Source organism: Gilliamella sp. B3464 (assembly GCF_026536145.1).
Taxonomy (GTDB): Bacteria; Pseudomonadota; Gammaproteobacteria; order Enterobacterales; family Orbaceae; genus Gilliamella.
Window position 1 is genome coordinate 115,915 of the sequence record NZ_JAFNOQ010000001.1, and the last position, 22,814, is coordinate 138,728.

Consider the following 22,814-nt stretch of genomic DNA (forward strand, 5'->3'; position numbering starts at 1 on the left):
TGTATATATTTTCCAAGGTACTTTAAGTACAAGTTATTTTGGAATTAAATAAATACTTTTGCAATTTCAATTATGTAATTAGGTAAATTAAACGATGACTGATATTTTAACCGTTATTTATAATTCCCCTCATTGGGTATTTTTTATTTTAGGGGGAACATTATTAATTGCAGAATTGCTTGGTACTGGTGGCTACTCACTTTGGAGCGGCATCGCTGCAATTGTTGTTGGTCTTATTGCTTGGATTTTGCCTCTGTCTTGGCCTGTTCTATGGATTTTATTTGCTATATTTACCTTGGTTTCAGCATATTTATGGTGGCTATGGCTTAAAAAGTCTGGGCAAAGCAAACCGAATAGCAACGAAATTAATCAACCACAACAAGATTTAATTGGTATTAAAACCTTTGTTACCGACGCCATTATCAATGGCTCAGGCCGAGTCAAAATCAAAGACGGCACTTGGCCAGCACAATGTAATATTAATTTACCGGTTGGTCATGCTGTTGAAGTTATCGCGGTTAATGGTCTAGTTTTAACGGTACAACCAATAAAAAACTAGTCACATTTTGCTTTTTACCAGTAAAAAAACGCGCCTAAGGCGCGTTTTTTTTAGATTGATAATAGTTGAAAAGCAATGATAACAAACTGTTGTTCGTTAGGATAAATGTCACTAATGATTTTTTTCAGTTCAGTTAAGCTCATATTTTCTTGCTTAGCCTGTTCTTCAGTCAATTGATTGAGTGTTACAGGCGTCACATTAGTAATTTTTATACTACAAAAATATGCATCCGTTTCAAAAACGCCCACTCGCAACGTATCACCAACCTTAAAATGTGATTCACTTTTATCACGAATAGTAATAGTTTTTAAACCTGCCAAAATATCCGATTTAAAACGTTGGTAAAACGTTATATCATTTTTCACAACGATCATCCTTTTTATTAAACGAGCGGTTAAGGTTTGATACCGATCACTTGCCAATTATGGTTAGATTCATCAGTAATTTTACCTTTTTTGACGTCTGTAATATATTTTATCGTCATATTACGGATAGTGCCTTGTTCATCACCAAAAGCGGTTCGTGAGTCCCAAGTTGGTTCAACACGTCTTCCTTCTAATGGCCCACCTTTTTTGACTAACATTTCGTAACGATAAGCGTTCATACCTAATTTCAACTTCATATCCGCAGTGATAGCCTGACCATTAAGCAATGTTAAATTTTTAATTCGCTCACCAACCGGTTGAGTTAAATCAATAGTATATTTGACCCCACCAAACATATCGTAAGTCATATATTTTGACGCGCCACGAATCGGATCATATTGATAATTTTTATCGCCCGGTTGTACTTGAGCAAAATAAGCAGCAGACCATTCCATATAGTCTTTAAGGTCTTGACCGGTAACTTCGAATATACTGGTTTCACCAGCGGTATATTGATAATTATTGGCGATATCTTTACGCGTAATTGGACCTTTATTCAGTATTGCTTTTTTATTATCAACCAACACAGAAGTCACATCCGCACCGCTATAATATAATTGAACAGCGTTGAGTAAATGGGTTAGCCCTGTTTCTTCGAGGTAAATCGCAGGAATACCATGAATCATTTGCTGGGGGACCAAATCACGATCGGTTTCACCAATAACCTGATTGGCTATTTCTCTTAATTGTTGATGATAAGGCGCATAAATTTTTTCAATTGCCGGATCGGCAGCATACGATTTAACTGGCTGTGTTTCGGCTTTTTTATTCACTAAAGAGGTTTTGTTCTTTTCAAGATCAAAGGTTAAATCAACCACCGAAACCACGGTACCATAACGATGCGGTTCAGTAATCAAAACATTATTGATCACTTTTTCACTTATATTTTGATGATTGTGCCCAGCTATAATCACATCGATATCGGGCACTTGGTTAGCCACATCAGCAACGCCGGTTCCTGGTTTATTGTTTTCATTATCCACCCCCATATGGGTAACTAAAACAATAGCATCAACATGTTGTTGTTTTAACTTTTCAACTTGTTTTTGTATTTCTGGAATTGGCATAGTGAATTCCATTTGTTTTACATAACCTGTTTTATCTTCATATTCAGGTACAAATGGTGTCGTTGCCCCAATAAAACCAATTTTTACGCCATCTTTTTCAATAATGGATGTAGCGGGTAAATAGGCTTTACCTGAGTCTTTATAAAAGATGTTCGCTGCTAATGTTTTACCTTTAAATTCAGCAACGATTTTATCAACAACTGGCATGCCAAAATTAAATTCATGGTTACCTAATACCATAATGTCATATTTCATAGTATTAAGAGCCTCAATAGCTGGATGATTTTTCACATCGTGAAAACGTTCAATTTGGTTATCTTGAATAATATCACCCGCATCAACCAAAATGACATTAGGGTGATGCTCACGAAACTGATTAACAAAGGTAGATATTTGTGCGTAAGAACCGGATAAATCAGCCTTATCTGTACCATAATCCCAAGGTAACATTCGTCCATGAACATCGGAAGTTGCTAAAATAGCGACATTTACCTGTTTAGCCAACAGTGGCAAGGGACTGGATAAAGCCACAATCGTGAATAATGATAACAATCTTTTATTGAGTAACATTTTAAGCTCCTTTAAAACTCGACAAACAAATAATCTTCCCTATACGAAAATAAAATAACTAATACGTTAAAAGCATCGTTCATTTCTAATCACAACTCGCAATAAGATAATATTAAATGATATAAAAATACCCAACAATATAACAATATTATTGGGTATGAGATAGACAACCATCAATATTTTTTGACAACTTGATAATGTAACGTCATCAATAATACAGACTTAATGTGACATTGAAGTTTTTACACCGCCTTCAGGAATTGGCACATAAGCTGTCTCTTTATCTGTTCTTTGTTTATTATTACGTACTTTTAATGCAGTTTTAATACCAAAGAAAATAATACTGTAAACAACCACTAAAAATAGAATACTTAAACCCGCATTAGTATAATTGTTAATAACGATATGGTGCATATTATCAATTTGTTGTGCGGTTAATTCACTACCTTCAGCAATGCGACGTTTATACTCATTGGCTAAATAGAAGAAACCTTCTAATTGCGGATCATTACTGAATAATTTCAATGCTAATGCCCATGTTGTACAAATGAGTAACCATATTGCTGGAATAATTGTCACCCAAATATATTGAGCACGTTTCATTTTAATTAATACAACTGTCGCTAACACTAACGCAACCGCCGCTAACATTTGATTTGAGATACCAAATAATGGCCATAAGCTCTTAACACCACCTAATGGATCAACAACGCCTTGATAGAGTAAATAGCCCCACAAACCAACACAACCCACTGTACCAATAAAACCGGCAATGAGTGAATCGGTTTTTTTCAAGAATGGGACAAAGTTACCTAAAAGGTCTTGTAGCATAAAACGACCAGAACGGGTACCAGCATCAAGTGCAGTTAAGATAAATAACGCTTCAAATAAAATACCAAAGTGATACCAAAAGCCCATATTGGCACCGGGAATAATTTGATGGAACACGTGTGCAATACCTACCGCTAGCGTTGGCGCACCACCGGCACGATTAAGCACTGACGGTTCACCAATATCTTTGGCTGTTTGTAAAATTTCGTCAGGTGAAATGACAAATCCCCACGAACTAACCGTTGCAGCAGCATGGGCTGTCACATCTTTAAGTTGCTCCATTATCATTGGCGCTTGATCAGTACCTAATTTATGCAAATCAGGCATAGTAATCCCTAAAGCTGCCGGTGGAGTATTCATAGCGAAATAAAGACCTGGCTCAATAATTGAAGCAGCGACTAATGCCATCATGGCAACGAATGACTCCATTAACATTGCACCGTAACCGATGAAGCGAGCATCCGTTTCGTTAGCAAGTAATTTTGGCGTTGTACCTGATGAAATTAATGCATGGAAGCCAGAAACAGCACCACAAGCAATCGTGATAAATAAGAATGGGAAAAGTGAACCTTTCCAAACTGGACCGGTACCATCAACATATTGGGTCACATCTGGCATTTTTAAATCAGGATTTAAGATAACAATACCAATAGCTAAACCAACAATTACACCGATTTTTAAAAATGTTGCTAAATAATCACGAGGTGCTAGGATTAACCAAACAGGTAACATTGCTGAAACTAAAGCATAGCCCACTAATACATAAGTAATAGTCGTTGCTTTGAAAGTTAAAGCTGGTCCCCAATATGCATCATGCGCAATTACGCCACCAAACCATATTGATAACACTAATAACACAATACCAATAACAGATACTTCTAACACCCGTCCTGGTCTTAAAAATCGCATATAAATACCCATAAATAAGGCAATAGGTACTGTTGAACAAACAGTAAATACCCCCCAAGGGCTTTCAGCTAGCGCTTTAACCACAATCAATGCTAAAACCGCAAGTATTATAAGCATGATAAGGAAGCAACCAAATAGCGCTATAGTGCCAGGAATCGCCCCCATCTCTTCTTTAATCATTTCGCCCAAAGATGAGCCATTACGTCTAGAAGATAAAAATAAAACCATAAAGTCTTGTACCGCACCGGCAAACACGACACCTGCAAGTAACCAAAGTGTGCCTGGTAAGTACCCTACTTGAGCAGCAAGTACCGGCCCAACCAACGGCCCTGCACCGGCAATGGCAGCAAAATGGTGACCAAATAATACATATTTATTAGTCGGTACAAAGTTTAAACCATCATTATTAATGACAGCAGGGGTTGCACGCGTCGGGTCTAATTGCATGACCTTTTTGGCGATATACAAACTGTAATATCGGTACGCGACAAGATAAATTGAAACAGCAGCAGCAACAATCCATAGTGCGCTGACATGCTCACCTCGCCGTAATGCAATTACGGCTAAACAACATGCACCAATAAAGGCTAAGATCAGCCATGGAATATGCTTAAAGACTTTATTATTCATAATAACTCTCTTCATGGGTTTTAAATTTAATTAGTTCGAAATTTAACACCATTTAAAACAGATATAGACTTACTATGTTTTGATATTAAAAAAACCATCATTTTTAATTTCATTAAAATAGCTTGTCTGTATTGTTATAGCCTAAAATATCAACTAAAAGTTCCTTTACATCCAAGCCTATAGTAATTTTTTAATGAATACAGAGGTATCGATATTTAAGTTATAGGTTAAATAGAAAAGATGAGTGGTTAAATTTAACGGATGAGTGGTTTTGACGAATTACAACAAAAACTATAATCCCAACATCTCTTTGAGCTGTTTTAAATAACGACGGCTAACAGGAACTGAAATATCATTATTTAAAATAATATCAACGCCATTTGTATCATTGAAACGAATTTCTTTAAGCTTTTTTAAATTAACCAAATATTGACGATGACAGCGGATCAATGGAGTTTTATCTTCTAGAGTTTTTAAGGTTAATTCGGTAAAGTATTCTTGATTGGTTTGGTTAAAAACATAAATGCCGCTAATTTTAGATGACACATAATAGACATCCTCAATATTCAACAGATAAATACGATTATGCCCAACACATGGAATATACTCAAAATCCTGCTTGATTCCTTTTAATTGGCAAATATCACAAGGAATACAGTGATTATGCAATCGATTTAGCGTTTTATGTAAGCGCTCTGATTCAACAGGTTTCAATAAGTAATCAAAAGCTTGCTCTTCAAAGGCTTTGACCGCAAACTCACTATAAGCAGTTAAAAACACAATATGTGGCATGGTTTTAGGATCTAACATAGATAACATTTCAATACCATTGATTTTCGGCATTTGAATATCTAAAAAAACCACATCAGGTTGCAAACGATGAATTTCACGAATCGCCTCCATTGCATTATTACATTCAGCAACAATATTAATTTCAGGATCACTTTCAAGCAAGCAACGTAAATTTTCACGGGCAAGCAATTCATCATCTACAATAATTACATCTAACATTGGATACAGCTTTCCTTTTGTAAAGGCAATGTTAATACTACTTTAGTATAAGTATCAGGTTCACATTCTATTTTTATTCCGTATTGCTCACCATAACGAATATTAATTCGTTTATCAACCAAATTTAGACCTAATCCTTTTGTGTCTTTTTTATTTTCGCAGTAGTTACCAGCGTTATCCATAACCTCTAAAACTAATGTTTGATTTTGTTCATAGGCATAAATCGCCACTTTTCCTTTACCAATTAATTGCGAAGTACCATGTTTAATCGCATTTTCCACTATCGGTTGTAGTGAAAAGGCCGGTAACTGAGCCGATTCTAAATGTGGGGGAATAGTTATTTCGACAGTCAATTGTTCCATAAAGCGCATTTTTTCAATTTGCAAATAAGCATTAACATGTTCAATTTCGTCTTTCAGCGTAACAATTTCATCTGTTCGCTTAAGATTTTTGCGAAAAAAAGTCGAAAGATTCTGCACTAATTGTGATGCTTGTTGTTTATCTCGACGAATAACGGCCAATAGCGTATTGAGCGCATTAAATAAAAAATGAGGATTAACTTGAGCGTGCAATAATTTAATCTCAGTTTTAGATAATAATTGTTTGTAGTGCTCATTTTGCCCAGCTAAAATTTGTGCGGACAGTAAACTGGCAATGCCTTCACCAAGCGTACGATTGATCGAACTAAATAATGTATTTTTAGCTTCATACAATTTAATTGTACCAACAACAGTATTGTTTTCACCTCTCAGCGGAATAACTAATGTTGAACCTAAGCGGCAATATTTATTAATTGAACATTGATAAGGTTGATGAACGCCATCAAGATATTTAACATCATTTTGTTCAATTGCTTCTAAAGTAATATTAGAGGTAATTGGTGTGCCGGGTAGATGATGATCATCACCAACACCAATAAATGCTAAGATCTTTTCTCTATCAGTAATCGAAACTGCACCAATATCTAACTCTTGATAAATAATTTGTGCAACTTTAGTACTATTACTTTGATTAAAACCATCACGAAGTAAACCTTCGGTACTTGCGGCAATCTTAAGTGCCTTTGCGGAAAAGGCTGACGTATATCGTTCAAAAATAGCGCGCCTATCGAGTAAAATTCGCATAAACATAGCTGCGCCAATGCTATTAGCCACGATCATTGGCGCAGCAATACTTTTAACTGCATGTAAAACCACGTCAAAAGGGCGTGAAATTAGTAACACCATTATCATTTCAAGCGATTCAACTAATAAGCCTAAAACCCCGACTAACAACGGATTATAGATAAGATCAACTCGACCTTTTTTCATTAAGCCATAATGCAATAGACCACTAATCAATCCTGTTAAAATAGTCGAAAGCATACAACTTTCAGCGGTAATTCCACCTAACGTATAACGATGAATTCCTCCAGTTATCCCTACTAATAGCCCGACCATAGGACCGCCAAGCAAACCGCCTAAAATAGCACCAATGGCTCGAGTGTTGGCTATTGTGTCTTCAATGTGTAAACCAAAATAACTGCCCATGATACAAAATAGAGAAAAGATACAATAGCAGACTAACTTATGAGGTAGATGCACAGTCACTTGCATTAATGGAATAACAATAGGTGTTTTACTTAGTAGATAAGCGATAACTAAATAAATACACATTTGTTGAAGAAGTTGTAAAACAAGATCAAATTCAAACATAATTTTGACCACATAATAAAACCGTCGACAGATGTCGACGGTTAATATAATTAATTTATTTATCTAATAAGGTAAAGGTCTGTTTATCTTGCGTTGTCGAATCAGAGCCAACGTAGATATTGAATTTACCTGGTTCTGCAACATATTGCATTTTGTCATTCCAAAATTTTAGCATATCTGGTTTGATCACTAATTTCACTTCACCTTTTTCATGAGGTTTTAAAGTAATATTTTCAAAACCTATCAACTGTTTAACGGGTCGACTGACCGAAGCTGTGATATCTTGAAGGTAAAACTGTACCGTTTGGCTACCTTCTTTCTCGCCAATATTCTCAACATTTGCAGTCACCACAATTTCACCATTTTGCGGCATCTCAGTACTTGATAAGGCAAAATCTATCGTAAAATGGGTATAACTTAAACCAAATCCAAACGGGAATAGCGGTTCATTAGGACTATCAAAGTACGATGTTGTATATTTCCCCATATTTTCAGTACCATGAGGCCGACCAGTGTTTAAATGACTGTAATAGACGGGAATTTGCCCAACATTATCAGGAAATGACATTGGTAATTTAGCCGATGGGTTATAATCACCAAATAAAACATCAGCGATAGCATTGCCCCCTTCTGTGCCTAAAAACCAAGTTTCGAGCATAGCATCAGCTTGTTCATACTCTTCTTTTACAGTTAATGGACGACCATTCATTAATGCTATAACTAAAGGTTTGCCTGTTGCCTTTAAAGCTTTGATTAACCGTTTTTGGCTTGCTTGCAATGAAAGATCGGTGCGACTAGATGACTCATGCGCCATTCCCTCAGCTTCCCCTACAAACAACACAACAACATCGGCTTTTTTAGCTTTAGCAACTGCTTCGGCAATCATTTTATCAGCAGGACGAGGATCAAATTTGGTGGTTTCTTCATATAAATTTAAAAATTTATATAAATTAGAATCATCGGAAAGATTAGCACCAAATGCGTAACTAATTGTTTTAGGATCTTTTACTGCATTTTTGATTCCTTCTAAAGGTGTGACAGCTAGATTAGCGCGTCCGGCACCTGACCAACTACCTAAAATATCGCGCTTAGAATCGGCAAGTGGTCCAATCACGGCTATTTTCTTGTTTTTGGCTAGAGGTAAAATGCTATTTTTATTTTTCAACAACACAATACTTCGACGCGCTACATCTCTGGCTTCTTCTCGATGTAGACGGTTGTCGGCAAACATCGTATCGATATCTAATTTAGGATCTAAATTACGATGAGGGTCATTAAACAGCCCCATGTCATATTTGAGTTCTAATACATGTCGACAAGCTTTGTTAATATCCTCTTCTGTGAGGACACCTTCATTAACAAGTTCAGGTAAAAATTGAAGAAAATATTCATCATTCATACTGATATCAATACCTGCTTTTATCGCCACGCGAACAGCATCTTTAGCATCGCTTGCCACACCATGATTAATCAATTCACGAATCGCACCATGATCACTTACAACCACACCATTAAAATGCCATTGGTCACGTAATACTTCAGTCAGTAGCCAATGATTAGCTGTCGCTGGAATACCGTTAACACTGACTAAAGACACCATTACAGCACGACTACCGGCATCAATGGCTGCTTTATAAGGTACAAGATACTCTTGGAACATTTTACGTTCACTCATATCGGTGCTGTTATATTCGCGACCCGCTTCGACCGCACCATATAGCGCAAAATGCTTAACGGTTGTCACTAACGATTTTTTATCATCAAGAGACTGTTTTTGCATTTTTTCGACAAAAATACGTCCTGCTTCAGATGTTAAATAGGGATCTTCACCAAAGCCTTCAGAAACGCGTCCCCATCTAGGATCTCGGGTAATATCAACCATTGGAGCCCAAGTAATATTTAATCCATCTGAGGTCGCTTCGTCGGCAGACACTTCAGCAACTTTACCTATAACATTACGATCCCAACTCGATGCAATACCTAAATTAATTGGGAATACCGTACGATGACCATGAATAATATCAAATCCAAAAAATAGAGGAATTTTATTCGGGGACTTTAAAGCGCGGTCTTGCATATTTGTCAAATCTGGCTCAACAACAGTATTAAAAATACCGCCAATCTCTCCAGCCTCGATTTGATCTAATACTTTTGGTAAAGTGAGATCGCCACCTACACTAATTAATCTTAACTGACCCACTTTTTCTTTTATGGTCATTTTTGATAATAAATTATCAATAAAAGCTTTTTTTTCTTCGTTATTCGAATCTTGTGCGAACAAAGAGCCTGAAAACAGAAAAAAAACCAAAACAACTATTAATTTTTTCATCATGATAAATATTGTTATAATTTAAAGGATAGACATGAAGATAGCATAACTTATTCGCGCATAAAAATCTCGTTATTTACATTGTTTTCATTTATGTTTAAAACAAGATCGCATTTATTATATAAAAAAATTGACGTTAATATTATTTAACCTCAAACTTTTTTACATAATAAGTGCGGGCTAATCGTTTAGCGTGAGTGATTGCCAGACGACGTTCACGAAGGTTACATTAATTAGTCTCTAAAATTAGTAAATTGAAACGGTTGTCCTAATTCTCCGTTTTTAACTAATGTCATCGTTGCTTGTAAATCATCACGTGATTTACCCGTAACGCGAACTTGTTCCCCTTGTACTTGGGCTTGCACTTTAAGTTTACTGTCTTTAATCAACTTAACTATTTTTTTAGCTAACTCTTTATCAATACCTTGTTTTAGTTTTACTGTAATACTGTATAGTTTTCCACTATGTTCCATCTCTTCCGGAATTTCAAGTGCCCCACCATCAATACCACGCTTGGCTAACTTATCACGTAAAATATCCAATAGCTGTTGTACTTGGAAGTCAGATTGGCTGGTCGCTTTGATCGTTTCATTTTTTTCATTAAGCTCAAATGAGGCTTCCACATTTTTAAAATCCCAACGCGTAGTTAGTTCACGGGTCGCGTTTTCAACACCATTTTTCACTTCTGGCATTTGAATTTCAGAAACAATATCAAAAGAAGGCATAAATTCTCCTTTGCGAATAATTAAAAATAAAATTAACTTGATGAATGTTATGAGAATATATTGACTGTCCCTATATTAAAAGCAAAGACAGTCAATTAATTTATGGTAATTGATTGCGATTAATCGATGGTACGAAGTAATTCGTTAATTCCTACTTTACCTAACGTTTTAGCATCGACTTTTTTTACAATTACTGCACAATAAAGGCTATATTTGCCATCTTTAGTTGGTAAGTTACCTGATACCACAACTGAACCGGCTGGCACGCGACCGTAATGGACTTCACCTGTTGCGCGATCATAAATTTTAGTACTTTGACCGATGAAAACACCCATTGAGATCACACTGCCTTCTTCAACAATCACACCTTCAACGATTTCACTACGTGCACCAATAAAGCAGTTATCTTCAATAATCGTTGGATTTGCTTGCAACGGTTCTAATACGCCACCGATACCAACACCACCTGATAAATGAACATTTTTACCAATTTGCGCACAAGAACCAACAGTTACCCAAGTGTCAACCATTGTACCTTCATCAACATAAGCACCAATATTTACATAAGATGGCATTAATACGGTATTACGAGCCACATACGCACCTTTACGTGCAATTGCTGATGGAACGACACGGAAGCCTTCTTGTTGGAAGCGTGCTTCATCATAATCAGCAAATTTTAATGGCACTTTATCATAATAATTTGTTGCGCCACCATCAATAAGTTGGTTCTCATTAATACGGAAAGAGAGCAACACTGCTTTTTTTAACCATTGATGAGTCACCCAATCGCCATTAATCTTTTCCGCGACACGCATTTTACCGCTGTCTAATAGAGCGATACATTGATTAATTGCATCACGCGTTACTGTATCAACATTTGAAGGCGTGATTTCAGCACGACGTTCAAATGCTGCCTCAATAATAGTTTGTAATTGTTGCATTTCTCGTTTCCTTTAACTTTAAGTCCGTTAGCAAATTTAAATAGATGCACAGTATAATATAATATGTCACGCTTTTTAAGCGGTTTGTCGTATCAAACTTTCTTTCTTGTTAATAAACAACATTTATTTGGAATTAAGTTCACAAATACCCCACACACATAAAATACCAAAACCAAACTTTTCTATACTTATCGATATTGAAAGTTTACTAGACAAAAGATAAATGCAAAATTTTGGATTTTCATTGTTAGAATTATTGATTGTTATTTGCATAAGTGCAATTTGCGCCGCTATTGGCATGCAACAATGGAAAGAGATACAGCTCCGTAACGAATTAGTCTCAACAACACACCAATTAGCCTATTTTTTAAATGAAGTCCAAGTTAAAGCTAATACTGAAAATGAAAATTATAATCTTCATCTATTTTTATCCCCTTGGTGTTTAACTATTACATCCGGTGAGCCGCCAACAAGTTGTCAAACTGGCCTATTACAGTTTATCAAACCTAACAATTCGGTTGACATTAAATTATTAAACGAACAAAAAATCATTACATTTTGGGGAAGACGGAATATGGCTCAAACAGGCTCATTTGAACTCAGCAACACAATTGGTACAACCAGAGTGTTAATATCATTTCGTGGGCGAATTCGATTTTGTCGCATCAACAGTTATTTGCCAAGTTTACCCGCATGTTAAAACAAGCAGGATTTTCACTACTTGAAATGTTGTTATCAATAACACTTTCAAGTTTAATTTTTATTGCAGTGACAGAATATTACTTACAGATACAAGCACAAACTTTACAATATTATCGAGCCATTCATCTGCAACAAACTGTTCAACAAGCACTATTTGGCATAGCCAAAGATATAAAGCGCGCAGGGTTTATTGCTAACGATCCGAGTAAACCAAATAAAACTGCATTAGTCATTATTAACGAAAAAAATTGCATTATTATTCGTTACGATAGTCAAATCCGACATGATTGGATCGATGATGCTTCAGCCATGAATAACGCAGATAGTTTTGTCTATCGCTTTATCAACAATAATATTGAATATAAAACGGGTGCGACTGCTTGCAATGAACCCAAGTGGGAAAAATTATTCGATCCAGCTGAGATTAAAGTGACAACCTTCCATCTGAAGCAACAGGCTAATAGTATCGAAATAGTATTAGCAGCTGAACTCAAACAACATCAACAAGTAAAATATCAAATAAGCAAAATAGTGAGAAATGAAAATTTTTATCCATCAAAACAACCATGAACAAGGTTTTAGTACGATTATCATGGTTATTATTTTAACCATTATTGGTGCTATATTATTAACAAGTGCTCACTTATTAATGATCTCATGGCATAAAACACTCGCCAGAGAAAGTCAATATTATCACCGTTTTAATCAAGCAAATTCCGCATTAAATTGGGCACTAACCCAAAGTTGGCAAATACCAACAGATAATTGGCAATGCTTATTTGAAACAAAATATCAATGGAAAGTGTGTATCAAAAATTCATTATTACAAATCGACAACTACGTACTGATACGCGGTGAATCAGAAGGTTTATTTGTTTATAGTTTGGCGCATCATCAAGGTGGTAAACTCATCGTACAAAAAGGTCATTGGCTTGATTATTGCCCAGAAAAAAGGAGAGCTTATTGTGAATAACAATGCTATGACAGGATTTAGTATAATTGAAGTGATGATAGCCTGTTTGATATTTGCCATTGTTATTATCAGTTTTAGCAATTATCAACACACATTAACCAATTTTTATCATTATCTTTCAAATCAACAAAAGGCACAGCAAATTGCGTTTTCATTACTTGATAGTTACCCTAATATAGCGAGGCACATTGTACCTAACAATTGGCAATATAATATACGCAGTGAGTCTTACACAAGCCAGTGCCAACTCGTATCGGTCACAATAACAACCAAGCCTAACAAGCAAATTAATCAGCAACGATTATTTTGTCATGTAATAAATGAGTAGCGTATTGGCCAATGGATAAGTTATCTTAAAGCCACTGTTTTAAAAGTTGCAAAACTTGCTGAGTTTTTTCTGCATGAACATTGTGCCCTGCTCCTTCAATTGTTTCTATCACAGCATTGGGAAATTGACGCAATATTGCTTCATAATATTGTTGCATTACATAATTGGAGTTGCTACCGCGCACGAAAAACGTTGGCTTATACCAAGGAGAAATAGGTTGCCAATCACGTAAATGACTATATTGACTCACAATCACATTAGCATTAAATAACCAATGTCCATTTTTAAAAGATTTGAGCAAAAATTGGATTGTTCCATCTGATAGTCCTTGGCTTTGCATAAGGTCAATAATCTGTTTTTTATCGGTCAGATTTTCAGCAAGGCAAGTACTTAACGACTCTAAAACCTGCGCATTATCCGTAGTCGGGTATTTAACTGGCGCAATATCAAGGGCGACAATTTTTTTGATTTTTTCAGAAATAATTTGGGTTAGTCGCAATGCAACCTTGCCCCCCATTGAATGACCAATTAAGATGATTTGATCTAATTGCAAATGATGACAAAGCGCTGCAATATCTTCTGCCATAACATTTAAATTCATCTCATTTGACCATGGCGATTGACCGTGATTACGCAAATCAACTTGAATGGTTTGATAATCAGATACAAAGTGCTTAGCTAACATATTTGAATTATCCAAACTGCCAAACACACCATGTAAAAAAATTATTGGTTGTCCTTCACCTTGTAATTTATAGTGTAAATTCATTTTTACATAATCCTTCATATCAAAACTTGTCTATTATAAGCCTAATTTCATTAAGATGATTAATTAATTCAATAACAAAAATTGCAATAACTATGATAAAATCCCAGACTAATTTTTTCAAATAATGTTAAGACATATGTTCCAAAATAACCCACTATTAGCCCAATTAAAACAAGAACTTCATCAACAAACACCCCGCGTTGAAGGTGTTGTAAGAGCCCACGAAAAAGGATTTGGGTTTTTAGATGTTGATAATAAAACAAGTTATTTTATTCCTGTTGCTAAAATGAAAACGGTGTGTCATGGCGATAAAGTATCAGGAACCATCATCGCCAATAATGATAAAGAGTCTTTTGATCCAGAAATATTAATAGAAAGTGCGTTACAAAAATTCATCGGAAAAATTGGTTTTCAAGATAACGCAATGATTATCCATGCTGAAAATATGCCAGAAAATCTTGTTATTCGCTGTAAAGTCAATAAACACGTTACCGAAAAAATCAAAGAAGGTGATTGGGTAACTGCAACACTGATTGCCCATCCACTACAAGAAGATAAAAACAGCTTTTTTGCCGAAGTTACCCATTTTATTGCTGAAGATAACTCTAAATACCTTCCTTGGTTAAAAACATTAGCCCGCTATAATTTAGATGATAAAGCGCCAACAGCTAACATATTGGCAATAACAGAAAATGAGCTAACCGATCGTCAAGATTTAACCTATATCGATTTTTTTACGATCGATAGTGAAGATACTGAAGATATGGATGATGCCATATCGATTGAAAAAGATGCACACGGTAATTATTTACTCAAAGTAGCTATTGCCGACCCTACCGCTTATGTAAGCGAAAATAGTGAACTTGATGATATCGCTAAACAAAGAAGCTTTACAACGTACTTGCCTGATTTCAATATCCCAATGCTGCCAAAAGAGCTTGCTGATGAGCTTTGCTCACTAAAAGCCAATCAAAAAAGGCCAGCTATGGTATGTGAAGTAAAAATCGATGCTAATGGTAATATTGATGACAATGCAATTGCATTTATTCCTGCATTTATCGAATCGAAAGCAAAACTTTGTTACCATAATGTTTCTGATTTTTTAGAAAACGGCAGTTTACTATCATCTGATAATTTAACGATACCGGAGCAACTTAATTGGTTAGCTAGTCTAGCAACACTAAGAACAGCGTGGCGACAAAGTCATGCTTTGGTATTTAAAGATATGACTGACTATCGTTTTATGCTCGATGAGAACCGACAAGTAAAATCAATTATTAAAGAAACACGCGGTATTGCTAACCAAATCGTTGAAGAAGTGATGATAATAGCCAATCAAGCTTTAACCATGCACTTAACTGACAAAATTGGTTTTGGTATTTTTAATGTCCATGCGGGTTTTGACCCTAAATTTATGGATCAAATTTTAAAGATCTTAAATGAACATGGCTTAACGCAATTTGATAAAGACGCTTTATTATCGTTTGAGGGGTATATCCAGCTGCGCCGTATCATCGATAACGATGCCTTTTTAGCCTCGCGCCTGCGAAAATTTCAAAGCCCTGCCGATTTTTCCCTTGAGCCAAGACCTCATTATGGACTCGGATTTAACGCTTATGCAACATGGACTTCACCAATTCGAAAATATGGTGATATGATAAATCATCGATTAATTAAGGCTTACCTACGCCAGCTTCCATTAACTTCACCTAGCATAGAGCTACTTAAAATAATGGGTGAAAAGCGTAAAACATTACGCCTCGCCGAGCGTGATATGGCTGAAAATCTTTATGCACAATATTTATCGGATAAAATTAATCATCGTTTTACCGCTGAAATTATTGATATTAATCGCGGTGGTGCTCGGGTACGCTTAACGGATATTGGCGCTTTTGCATTCTTACCGCTGTCAATGATCCATCCTGTACGTGAGCAAATTTGCTCCCTTCCGGAAGAAGGCGTTATCAAAATTAAAGACGAAATTTGCTATAAACTAACCGATACCATTTCGGTCGTTATCCATCAAGTTAAAAAAGAAAATCAATCAATTATAGTGAAATTAGCGGATAATCACTAATGCACATTTTTTTTATCATGATAAGTGGTATTAATTTCTCATTTTTCCCCTGAAATCAATCGGGGGAATACTGACTAATAATTAATGATATTTTAACGCTTAACCTCTTTTTTTTCTTGATAATATCTGATATCTTTCTTCACTCATTAAAATAATTATTATAATTAAATAGGCAAGATGCAGAGGGTACTATGTTATCAATTCATGGGCATGAAGTCTTACATATGATGGCTGGAAATAGCTATACAGAATCATCTCTAAAGGAAGCTATCGAAAAACAGTTTGGAAAACATGCTAAATTTCACACTTGCTCTCAAACTGATATGGATTCAACACAACTTATCTGCTTTTTAAAATTAAAAGGTAAATTTAAACCCGTTACTGATGTTGAATTTACGGTCAATGAAACAAAGATTTGTCATCATTAAGTTTCAAAATATGTTTAAGTGTTTTGAGACTGTTATAAATTTAAATTAATCGTATAGTGTATTTAATAGAATATGAGTATATAATTTCGGGCAAAGACTAATAGCCAGCCCTCAAATTACAACTCTAAAATATATTCATGGAATTTAATATGAAAATTAGTAACATTTTAATCTGCGCAATTGTTCCTATTCTTGTCGCCAGTTGTGTACATAGATCGGCTGCACCGGTGAAAAAAATAGAACAGCCGATTGAAACAGATGAGTTAACATTAATCAAACAACAAACCGAATTAAACAATCCATATGTTGTTAATGCAAAAACACAATTACAGCAACTTATTGGCACAAAAAACTTCGATAATTACATTAAAAAAACCGGCATATTAAGTTGCCAAAATGATGAAAATCAATCATCTTGCGTGCTGAATTTTTACCTGACTGAATATTACAAATTAAAATATAATCAACAGATTAAGAAAGTTCTTGAAGAAAACCTGACCGAACATAAAATTGAATTGAGCAAAATAAAAGCAACACCTGCTAATATAAAAAATTATTGTGACCTCTCAGCAGATTTTCTTGCTGCTGTTTATACCAATGACAATCAGAAAGTTTCTAACTACTTCCAACCTTTATTCAAAATGTCAGAAGAAGATATGTCATCATTACATGCTAAAATCATCAAAGATAATTATTCACACTTCTTAATTGATGAAAATCCAAGTATTTTGCAAGAAATGAAAAGTGAGTTTCTTGAAAAATGTTTAGACGATCCAAAAGACAATATTATTAATTATATAAATATTTTTAGATAATCCTAACGCGAGTTTTTTATGCACAATTTATTACCAATTAGTCAGTTTAGTAAAACATTCACTGGCAAGATGCTTTGCGTAGTGTCGGCTTCTTGTATCAGTTTTTCTTCATGGGCTTTTTCGTTTAATGATGTGGTGACGCAAGCTGAAAATTTATCAAAACAAGCTTATGTACAACCAACTAAAAATATTCCAAACGAACTATCATCGTTACAATTCGCTGATTATCAGAAAATTCAATTTAATCACCAAAAAGCTTATTGGAGTGATCGAAAAAGCCGTTTTAAACTTGAGTTTTATCATGAAGGTATGTATTTTGATACGCCTGTAAAAATCAATGAAATTGTTAATAACCAAGTTAACGAGATTAAATTCGATCCAAGTTACTTCGATTTAAGCAAAATTAATCTCGATAAGTTAGACACAAAACATCTTGGTTTTGCTGGATTTAAAGTCCATTATCCAATTAATAATCCGACTAAAACAGATGACGAAATTTTCACTGCACTGGGTGGTAGTTATTTTAGAGCGGTAGGTAAAGATCAACGTTATGGACTTTCAGCAAGAGGGTTAGCCATCGATACGGGTGAAATGTCTGGTGAAGAGTTTCCTCGATTCAAAGAGTTTTGGATTGAAAGGCCGCTGCCTAATCAAAAACATTTAGTGATTTATGCACTTCTTGACTCTCCACGTGTAGCTGGTGCATATAAACTTACTTTGGTACCGAGCGTCGATACAACAATTACCGTTGAAGCTAAAGTATTCTTCCGAGATGGCGTGAAAAAACTCGGTGTCGCACCATTAACCAGCATGTATTTATATGGACCAAATCAACCTTCCCCATTACTTAATTATCGTCCTGCAATGCATGATTCAAATGGATTATCAATTTTGTCAAATAATAACGAATGGATTTGGCGACCACTCAATAACCCAAAACGTTTATCTTTCTCATCATATAGTTTAGATAATCCTAAAGGATTTGGGTTAATTCAGCGAGATAAAGGTTTTGATGATTATCAAGATCTTGATGATCACTATGAACAACGTCCGAGTGTTTGGACAGAAATTTTGGACGACTGGCACAAAGGACGAGTTGAATTAGTTGAAATCCCGACCGCAGACGAAACCAACGATAATATTGTCTCTTATTGGGTGCCAGAAAAACAATACAAAGCTGGTGACACTCTTAGTTTTAAATATCGCCTACATTATACATTGGATGAACAACAACGTTATCCAGATAATATAGCAAGAGCAATTAGCACGCGATTATCACTCGGTGATATTAAACAGGCTAACTTAATTCGTAAGCTTGATGGGTCTAATGCATATGTTATTGATTTTGCAGGACCTCAACTATCAGAACAAGTTCCGGTGAAAGTCATATCAAGCATCAATAATGGTTCTATTGTCAGTAGTGATGTCCAGTACAATCCGGTTATTAAAGGTTGGCGAGTGCTGGTTCGATTTAATGTTGAAGATAATAAAAAACCAACGGATATCCGCATCCAATTAGCATCAGAAAAAACGAATGAAGTTTTATCTGAAACATGGAGCGGTCAATATCCTGGACAATAAAATTATAACAATAAGCCAATAATATGAAAAACAATTACTTTTCAACTCTTTCTGGCGCAGATAGCTGGCGCCAGAATTTAAAAAACAATGATATTCCTTCAGATGATAGTGAGTTTTTAAAATATCGCTTAAACCAAATTGGTGATACCTCAACTTATATCGATGAAAGAAAGCAGCAACCAAGTTACCCGGAAGTTGAACGGGTCTCGATTCAACCACAAATATGGAATAAGCGTTATCACGCCAAAATGAAGCCAGGTTTGAATATTTTAGCGTTGATACGCCGATTAATCATGTTTGCGCTTATTGTGGTTCAAACCTATTTTGGTACCAGTTATTTATCGACACTATTACCCTATCAAAGCTGGCAAAAAATTAATTTTATGGCCAACTGGGCAATCAATCCTGAATTGGCAATATATAGTATCATTCCTTATATTATACAATGGTTTATTATCGCTCTGTTTGCAATTTTATTTGCCTGGATCTCAATTGGATTTTGGACCAGTATTATGGGGCTTATTTTAGCTATTATGGGGAAAGATCGTTATACCATTGAAATCCCAAAAGATGCTGCAGCACATATTGATGCCAAACATCGTACAGCCCTTGTTATGCCAATTTGTAATGAAGATGTCGCACGTGTGTTTGCTGGGTTACAAGCAACTTATCAATCATTAGTGGAGACCGGAAACGCAGCTTGCTGTGATTTTTATATTTTGAGTGATACCAATGATCCCGATCTTTATGTCAACGAACTAAAAGCTTGGGCTGATTTTAATGCCCAAAAACAGAATAATGGTTGTAATGTTTTTTACCGCCATCGTAAACGTCGCGTTAAACGTAAAAGTGGCAATATTGATGATTTTTGCCGACGTTGGGGACATTTATATGAATATATGCTAATTCTTGATGCTGATAGCATTATGACAGGTGATTGCATACTGAATATGATTGCAATGATGGAGATGACACCTAAAGCAGGTATTTTACAATCTCCTCCAAAATCAGTCAGAATGAAAACCCTTTACGGACGAATTCAGCAATTTGCTAATCAAATTTATAGTGATATTTTCTGTTCTGGAACCCACTTTTGGCAACTCAGTGAAGCCCAATATTGGGGACATAATGCGATGATTCGCTTAAAACCATTTATTGAGCACTGTATTTTATCGCCACTACAAAAACGTAAGGGCTCTATTCATATTTTATCACATGACTTAGTCGAAGCTTCATTAATGCGCCGTGCAGGTTATGGTGTTTGGATTGCATATAACATGAATGGTAGCTATGAAGAGTTACCTGGAAATATGATTGAAGATCTTAAACGAGATAATCGCTGGTGTATGGGAAATTTAATCAATTTACGCTTAATTTTTAAAAGTGGTATTACGCTAACCCACCGTGTTATGTTTTTAACCAGTGGTATGGCATATATCTCATCTTTGTTATGGTTAATATTTTTGATCTTCTCAACATTACTGCTATTAGTTTTTAATTTGTCAGATCAGCAATATTTTTTCCAGCCAAATCAATTTTATCCTACCTGGCCCAAATGGGATGAAAATTTAGCAATTCAACTATTATCTACCACTATGGTGTTATTATTTGCGCCAAAATTTTTCAGTTACGGCATTATTATTGCTAGAACAGGCGCTAAAGAGGTAGGCGGTGTCTTTAAATTGACACTATCTATATTTATTGAAATGATATGGTCAATGATTTTAGCACCAATACGGATGATCTTTCACAGTAAATTTGTGATAAAAGCCTGGTTAGGGAGTAAAATTCAATGGAAATCACCCTCCAGAAACGATGATGCTTTAACTTGGGGAGAATCGTTCTATTTTTGTTGGCCTCTTTCATTATTAGGCATAGTTTGGTTATGTATTATTATCTGGTTAAATCCGCAATTTACATTATGGTATATCGCCATACTTATCCCGTTAACCATTTCACCACTGGTCATTAGGGTATCGGGCTTATCAAGTATTGGTATCAAAGCGCAAAAAGCAGGTTTGTTTTTAACCCCTGAAGAAACACACCCAGCAAGAGCGGTAACACTTACAGGTGAGTATTTGGTTAAAACTGAAGCAAATATTGTTGAACATGGTTTTATAATGGCATTAGTTGATCCTTTGTATAATGCATTAGCTTGTGCATTATCCACATCGCGCCATTTATCTAATGTAAAAAATCAGCAAAAACGTAGTGAACTGATTGAACAATTTGAACAGGTTGATTTAGCAAAAATCAATAAAGAACAACAATTAGCAATTTTAGAAGACCCAATTATTCTTTCTGCACTTCATCGTCATATTTGGCAACAGCAAGAAAAATACGACAATTTATTCACTTTGTGGCAAAATGAACGCCAGTAATAAAAAATAGGGCATTAGCCCTATTTTCTTTTTTTAGTAACTAATCAAAATCCATGGATATTTTTTTATGACTTGGCAACCTTCCTCATCTATCAATAATTTACTTAAGCGCGCGAAAATTATTTCACAAGTACGACAATTTTTTGCTGATCGCTGTATATTAGAAGTCGAAACGCCGACATTGAGCCAATATGCTGTTACAGATGTACATTTAAGTTCATTTTCTACAACATTTTTTAAACCAGGTGAATTTGACGAACAACTTGGACGAAAGATGTCTTTAATCACCAGCCCTGAATATCATATGAAACGTCTACTTGCCGCTGGTAGTGGTCCAATCTTTCAAATATGCAAATGCTTTCGTAATCATGAAGAAGTTGGTCGTTTTCATAATCCAGAGTTTACCATGCTCGAATGGTATCGTATACAGTATGATATGATGCAAATGATTAACGAAGTCGATGACCTATTACAAACTATTTTAGACTGTGAGCCGGCTGAACGAGTCTCGTACCAAAAGGCGTTTCAACGTCATTTAAATATTGATCCACTAGAAGCCGATCACGCGACATTAGTAAAAGCCATTAACCAACTTGATATTGGTATTAATGTTGATGATTATGACAAAGATGGGCTATTACAATGCTTATTCACTTTTGGTGTAGAACCCCATATTGGACTTGAAAAACCGATTGCGGTGTATCACTTTCCCGCATCCCAAGCCGCATTAGCTGCAATTAGTAGTGAAGATCATCGTGTAGCTGGCCGTTTCGAGTTTTATTATAAAGGGGTTGAGCTTGCCAATGGTTTTAAAGAGTTAACTAATTCACAAGAGCAAAGACAACGTTTTGAGCAAAATAATTTAGATCGCTCTAAACAAAATCTACCTCAACAAAATATCGATATTGAATTACTTGCCGCCATGGAGTCAGGTTTACCGGATTGTGCAGGTGTTGCTATAGGCTTAGATCGTTTAATCATGTTAGCCCTCAATTCAACGACCTTAGATGACGTTATATCGTTCACTTTTGATAGGGCTTAAACCATGCTCGGAACTTTAGGTTTA

At 35.5% G+C, this 22,814-nt stretch carries 19 protein-coding genes and 1 pseudogene; 11 read left to right on the top strand and 9 right to left on the bottom strand.

The features are described 5' to 3' along the window. Positions 1–94 precede the first annotated feature (94 nt). Positions 95–559, top strand: coding sequence for an NfeD family protein (locus J3U57_RS00470; protein WP_267343525.1), 465 nt, complete (start codon positions 95–97; stop codon positions 557–559). A gap of 50 nt (positions 560–609) precedes the next feature. On the opposite strand, the gene yqfB is transcribed toward J3U57_RS00470, so the two are convergent. From yqfB to dapD, 8 genes and pseudogenes are all read right to left on the bottom strand, one after another. Then, positions 610–924 carry a N(4)-acetylcytidine aminohydrolase gene (gene yqfB, locus J3U57_RS00475; protein ID WP_323849428.1) on the bottom strand — a complete coding sequence of 105 codons (315 nt, stop codon included), beginning with the start codon at positions 922–924 and terminating at the stop codon, positions 610–612. Positions 925–953: 29 nt separating this feature from the next. Then, a complete protein-coding gene (locus J3U57_RS00480) occupies positions 954–2,621 on the bottom strand; it encodes a bifunctional metallophosphatase/5'-nucleotidase (protein WP_267343526.1) in 1,668 nt (555 codons plus the stop codon). A 222-nt stretch (positions 2,622–2,843) separates the two neighbouring features. After that, positions 2,844–4,991 (bottom strand): carbon starvation CstA family protein, encoded by a 2,148-nt coding sequence (locus J3U57_RS00485; RefSeq protein WP_065633355.1) that lies wholly within the window; start codon positions 4,989–4,991, stop codon positions 2,844–2,846. 291 nt (positions 4,992–5,282) lie between these two features. After that, the gene (gene btsR / locus J3U57_RS00490) at positions 5,283–6,002 is read right to left on the bottom strand and encodes a two-component system response regulator BtsR (RefSeq protein WP_065633354.1); all 720 of its coding nucleotides are present in this window, start codon (positions 6,000–6,002) and stop codon (positions 5,283–5,285) included. Beyond that, positions 5,996–7,696 carry a sensor histidine kinase gene (locus J3U57_RS00495; protein WP_267343527.1) on the bottom strand — a complete coding sequence of 567 codons (1,701 nt, stop codon included), beginning with the start codon at positions 7,694–7,696 and terminating at the stop codon, positions 5,996–5,998. The genes btsR and J3U57_RS00495 overlap by 7 nt, the downstream gene beginning before the upstream one ends. Positions 7,697–7,751: 55 nt before the next feature. Then, positions 7,752–9,962: pseudogene (gene bglX / locus J3U57_RS00500) on the bottom strand (beta-glucosidase BglX); the annotation flags it as partial. A 296-nt stretch (positions 9,963–10,258) separates the two neighbouring features. Continuing rightward, on the bottom strand, positions 10,259–10,750 hold the full coding sequence (locus J3U57_RS00505; protein ID WP_267343529.1) for a YajQ family cyclic di-GMP-binding protein: 492 nt from the start codon (positions 10,748–10,750) through the stop codon (positions 10,259–10,261). A gap of 119 nt (positions 10,751–10,869) precedes the next feature. Continuing rightward, on the bottom strand, positions 10,870–11,694 hold the full coding sequence (gene dapD, locus J3U57_RS00510; RefSeq protein ID WP_065563367.1) for a 2,3,4,5-tetrahydropyridine-2,6-dicarboxylate N-succinyltransferase: 825 nt from the start codon (positions 11,692–11,694) through the stop codon (positions 10,870–10,872). 223 nt (positions 11,695–11,917) lie between these two features. Between dapD and J3U57_RS00515 the strand changes: the two genes are divergently transcribed. The 4 genes from J3U57_RS00515 to J3U57_RS00530 are packed head-to-tail and all read left to right on the top strand — an operon-like array spanning position 11,918 to position 13,697. Then, positions 11,918–12,394, top strand: coding sequence for a prepilin-type N-terminal cleavage/methylation domain-containing protein (locus J3U57_RS00515; protein ID WP_267343530.1), 477 nt, complete (start codon positions 11,918–11,920; stop codon positions 12,392–12,394). Beyond that, on the top strand, positions 12,388–12,966 hold the full coding sequence (locus tag J3U57_RS00520) for a prepilin peptidase-dependent protein (RefSeq protein WP_267343531.1): 579 nt from the start codon (positions 12,388–12,390) through the stop codon (positions 12,964–12,966). Before J3U57_RS00515 ends, J3U57_RS00520 begins: the two co-directional genes overlap by 7 nt. Continuing rightward, the gene (locus J3U57_RS00525; RefSeq protein ID WP_267343532.1) at positions 12,935–13,369 is read left to right on the top strand and encodes a DUF2509 family protein; all 435 of its coding nucleotides are present in this window, start codon (positions 12,935–12,937) and stop codon (positions 13,367–13,369) included. The genes J3U57_RS00520 and J3U57_RS00525 overlap by 32 nt, the downstream gene beginning before the upstream one ends. Further along, on the top strand, positions 13,362–13,697 hold the full coding sequence (locus tag J3U57_RS00530; protein WP_267343533.1) for a type IV pilus modification PilV family protein: 336 nt from the start codon (positions 13,362–13,364) through the stop codon (positions 13,695–13,697). Before J3U57_RS00525 ends, J3U57_RS00530 begins: the two co-directional genes overlap by 8 nt. A 25-nt stretch (positions 13,698–13,722) precedes the next feature. Here J3U57_RS00530 and J3U57_RS00535 read toward each other — a convergent pair whose 3' ends face one another. Continuing rightward, on the bottom strand, positions 13,723–14,466 hold the full coding sequence (locus tag J3U57_RS00535; RefSeq protein WP_267343534.1) for an alpha/beta fold hydrolase: 744 nt from the start codon (positions 14,464–14,466) through the stop codon (positions 13,723–13,725). Between the two features lie 136 nt (positions 14,467–14,602). Here J3U57_RS00535 and J3U57_RS00540 point away from each other — a divergent pair, with 136 nt between their 5' ends. The 6 genes from J3U57_RS00540 (at position 14,603) to epmA (ending at position 22,790) form a co-directional block, all read left to right on the top strand. Continuing rightward, positions 14,603–16,543 carry an exoribonuclease II gene (locus J3U57_RS00540; protein WP_267343535.1) on the top strand — a complete coding sequence of 647 codons (1,941 nt, stop codon included), beginning with the start codon at positions 14,603–14,605 and terminating at the stop codon, positions 16,541–16,543. A gap of 191 nt (positions 16,544–16,734) precedes the next feature. Continuing rightward, positions 16,735–16,971: a YecH family metal-binding protein gene (locus J3U57_RS00545; protein ID WP_267333363.1), complete on the top strand. Its 237-nt coding sequence runs from the start codon at positions 16,735–16,737 to the stop codon at positions 16,969–16,971. Positions 16,972–17,120: 149 nt separating this feature from the next. Then, positions 17,121–17,786 carry a hypothetical protein gene (locus tag J3U57_RS00550; RefSeq protein ID WP_267333362.1) on the top strand — a complete coding sequence of 222 codons (666 nt, stop codon included), beginning with the start codon at positions 17,121–17,123 and terminating at the stop codon, positions 17,784–17,786. Between the two features lie 69 nt (positions 17,787–17,855). Then, complete coding sequence (locus J3U57_RS00555; protein ID WP_416379639.1) at positions 17,856–19,367, top strand: glucan biosynthesis protein G; 1,512 nt, start codon at positions 17,856–17,858, stop codon at positions 19,365–19,367. Between the two features lie 23 nt (positions 19,368–19,390). Then, a complete protein-coding gene (gene mdoH / locus J3U57_RS00560) occupies positions 19,391–21,748 on the top strand; it encodes a glucans biosynthesis glucosyltransferase MdoH (RefSeq protein ID WP_267343537.1) in 2,358 nt (785 codons plus the stop codon). A gap of 67 nt (positions 21,749–21,815) precedes the next feature. Continuing rightward, entirely contained in the window at positions 21,816–22,790 is a 975-nt protein-coding gene (epmA, locus tag J3U57_RS00565) for an elongation factor P--(R)-beta-lysine ligase (protein WP_267333359.1), read from the top strand. Positions 22,791–22,814: the final 24 nt, after the last annotated feature.